Origin of the sequence: Enterococcus raffinosus (genome assembly GCF_001886185.1) — a bacterium.
GTDB lineage: Bacteria > Bacillota > Bacilli > Lactobacillales > Enterococcaceae > Enterococcus_A > Enterococcus_A raffinosus.
Genome location: NZ_JXLA01000080.1, coordinates 1 through 3,387 on the forward strand (window position 1 = coordinate 1; position 3,387 = coordinate 3,387).

The following is a 3,387-nucleotide window of genomic DNA, read 5'->3' on the forward strand; positions in this document are numbered from 1 at the left end:
CCCCTTGTGAGATTAGGACGTCGCCACGCAAAAAGAGACTATCCATGTTGTGGATAGTCTCTTTTTATGATAAATAATGTAGAAAATTCAGCATTCAAAAGATGAGGAAATCGGTCTTTTGAATGCTTTTTTGTTTTACATTAAATTATAGTGCTATCATCAGAAAAAACGATTTTGATAATCCAGAAACTAACTAAACTAGGATGGTTATGTAATAACTTTTCAAATTATCTAATTAGATTTTTTAGGATAAAGGGTATTATTTTTAGCTATAAAATGTTCATGATATACTAAAAATATGAAGAATATTGGAGGAACATGATGAACAAGCAAGCATTTAAAGGCGGAATTGATCTTCATCAAGATTCTGCTTTACATTTAAGAGGAATTGATAATTATAAAAAAGTAGAAAGCATACATCCTAAAAAGGTCTATATTCCGGTTCAACAACACATTGGTGAACCGGCGGAAGTAATGGTATCAGTAGGAGAAGACGTGTTCTTAGGTCAAACTATCGCGAAAATGGATGAAGGATTGGGGGCAAACGTTCATGCCAGTATATCTGGAACCATTATTGAAATAAAGAAAATTGATCAAGGCCAAGACAATGAGATAACTTGTGTGGTGATCGAAAATGATTTTCGTGAACAACCGCGAGAGATTCATCATGAGACAATTGATGATTTAACCTCGGAAATGATTGTTGAACGTGTTGAGGCGGCGGGAGTAGTTGGATTAGGTGGTGCAACATTTCCTAGTCATGTAAAATTGAATCCTAAAGAGATAATTCATACTTGTATTTTTAATGGAGCAGAATGTGAACCGTTATTAATGGCAGATGCTGCATTAATGGTTACTCAAGGTGAAAAGTTGATTAAAGGGTGTGAATTAGTTTTAAAAGCAACAAAGGCAAATGAAGGAATTATCGCGATTGAAGATGATAAACAAGAAGCCATCGCAGTGATGAGAAGACTGTCTAAAGATAATCCGAATCTCTCCGTTGCGGAAGTCCCGTCTGTCTATCCTCAAGGGAGCACAGAGATGTTGTTTAAAGCTATCACAGGTAAAGAAGCCCCAGCTGACGGATCAACTAGAGATTTAGGTTATTTGATTATTAATGTAGCTACGACCGTGGCAGTTTTTGAGGCCATTGATCCAGGAATTCCTCTCAGTCATCGAATATGTTCAGTAGTCGGAGATGTAAAAAAGCAAAAGAATGTCTATTTCCCCATTGGAACGACGATTGAAGATATGATTGACTTCTGCGGTGGATTTGAGGGGAAACCATCAAAAATTATTACAGGTGGTTTTATGATGGGAAAGACGGTCGATACAATGGCAGCTTCTTTGACCAAATCTGCCAACGGATTGATTGTTATAAATGAAGCGCACGATCAGGACAGTTCCCCTAGTCCTTGCATCATGTGTGCACGTTGTGTAGAGGTCTGCCCAATTGGCCTATTGCCTCATCAGCTTGAAAAAAGTTATTTAAAGGAAAATTGGAAACGTCTAGAAAAGCTTTATGTGGATAGCTGTATCAACTGTGGTTGCTGTACCTATATTTGTCCTGCAAGGCGTCACCTAGCAGAACATATCGTCGCAGGACAGCAAACGCTCAAAGAAAGGAAGGCCTGATTATGGATAATAACCGTTCTTTCGAAGAAGTTCGCAGTAAGCGGTATCCGATGATGGAAGCATCCCCGCATTTGCTTTTTCATGAAAAAACCGACCAAATCATGCGACTCGTATTATTGGCACTATTTCCAAGTATTGTTGCCTCAATTATTTTCTTTGGTGCTCGATCGCTGCTCTTATATGTAATTTCGATTACGACCTGTTTGCTTTCAGAATTTGTATGGTTTAGGATTCGTAATCACTCATTGCCTAAAGACTATTCAGCGGCTGTTACGGGAGTTTTATTAGCGATGAGTCTACCGGTAAGTGTCCCCTTATGGTATCCGGCTTTAGGTGGAGTCATTGGAATTATTGTTGCAAAAGAGTTATTTGGCGGTATCGGTAGGAATTTATTGAATCCCGCTTTGACTGGTCGTGCTGTTTTAAGACTAATTTTTGTCAAAGAGATGTCTGAAAATGTTCAGCCACAGCCGTTTTTTTCAATAAATAGTTTAGATGTGGTATCATCAGCAACTCCATTGATGGAAGCTAAAGCTGGTGAATCACTCAGTTCTGGTCAGATGGTGGATAGTCTGACAGGTCTAATTGCAGGTAAAAATGCGGAAACGACCGCTATTCTTCTACTTTTAGGCGGATTATTTCTCTTATATAAAAAGGTGATTACATGGCATATTCCGCTCTGTATGATTGGGACAATTATTATTTTAGCGCTATTCATAGGAAAAGGGGATCTGACGATTGTTTTTGCCCATGTTTTTGGTGGTGCTACGATGCTGGGGGCCTTTTTTATGGCAACAGATTACAGTACCTCGCCTACGACACCAAAAGGTGAGATTATTTACGGGATTTGCTGCGGTTTGTTATTGATGGCTTGGCGGGAGCTAAGTTCGATGCCAGAGGGAATGACCTTTATTCTATTAATTATGAATTGTTTCGTTCCACTAATTGATCATCTTATTATACCGCGAGCTTATGGCGTGGAAAGATAGCAATTATTTTCAGTAAAAAGTAGACGTTCTTTCATTCTAATGATAAAGTGATAAAGTTGGTAGCTATTACCAGTTTATTAGAAAGAATTATCTTGGGAATCACTCCATGATTTTCAATTTATAGGATAGAGAGGATTGTTTTATTTGCTTTACGTTGCGAGACATGGTGAGACTGAATGGAATCGGAAGGGGATCATTTCAGGTAGAAGTGATATATCTTTATCAGAAGTGGGGTATAAGCAAGCGGAATTTTTAGCAGAAGAAGTAGCCGCCCTTAAAACGCCCATAACTAAAATAATCCATTCGCCGTTAGAAAGAGCGCGAGAAACTGCACGGATCGTAGCAGAAAAAAATCAGCTACTAATGAATATGGATGAACGCTTAATAGAGTTAGATTACGGGGATTACGATGGGACAAGTGATAAATCTGAAGGGTATTTAAAATTTAGAACACAATTTGCAGTCAGGTATCCCAATGGAGAATCTTTGATGGATGTTTACGCACGAATTGTCCCATTGCTGGAAGAATTGGAACAGGATTCTGAAAATACTTATTTATTAGTCTGTCATAATTCTGTGATTCGGGCGATCAAAAATTATTTTGAACCTCTTGAAAATGAAAAAGTCTTTAACTATCGAACCCCTAATGCAAAATTGATTGGCTTTGATTGGAAAAAAGTAGCATCAACAATCAAGAGTGCATAAAAAAAACGGACATGATGTCCGTTTTTTTTTGGCTCTTTGTCAAATAGGACTGATAGAG

At 38.1% G+C, this 3,387-nt stretch carries 3 protein-coding genes; all 3 read left to right on the top strand.

Translation table 11 applies throughout. The features are described 5' to 3' along the window. The first annotated feature begins 318 nt into the window (after positions 1-318). A complete protein-coding gene (gene rsxC, locus RV13_RS20090; RefSeq protein ID WP_231371796.1) occupies positions 319-1,635 on the top strand; it encodes an electron transport complex subunit RsxC in 1,317 nt (438 codons plus the stop codon). Positions 1,636-1,637: 2 nt separating this feature from the next. Continuing rightward, complete coding sequence (locus RV13_RS20095; protein WP_010746445.1) at positions 1,638-2,624, top strand: RnfABCDGE type electron transport complex subunit D; 987 nt, start codon at positions 1,638-1,640, stop codon at positions 2,622-2,624. 144 nt (positions 2,625-2,768) lie between these two features. Beyond that, positions 2,769-3,329, top strand: a complete 561-nt coding sequence (locus RV13_RS20100) for a histidine phosphatase family protein (protein WP_010746444.1) — start codon at positions 2,769-2,771, stop codon at positions 3,327-3,329. Positions 3,330-3,387: the final 58 nt, after the last annotated feature.

Excerpts from the sequence above, each read along its gene's own strand:
- rsxC (WP_231371796.1), top strand. The coding sequence starts at position 319 with ATGATGAACAAGCAAGCATTTAAAGGCGGAATTGATCTTCATCAAGAT.
- RV13_RS20095 (WP_010746445.1), top strand. The coding sequence starts at position 1,638 with ATGGATAATAACCGTTCTTTCGAAGAAGTTCGCAGTAAGCGGTATCCG.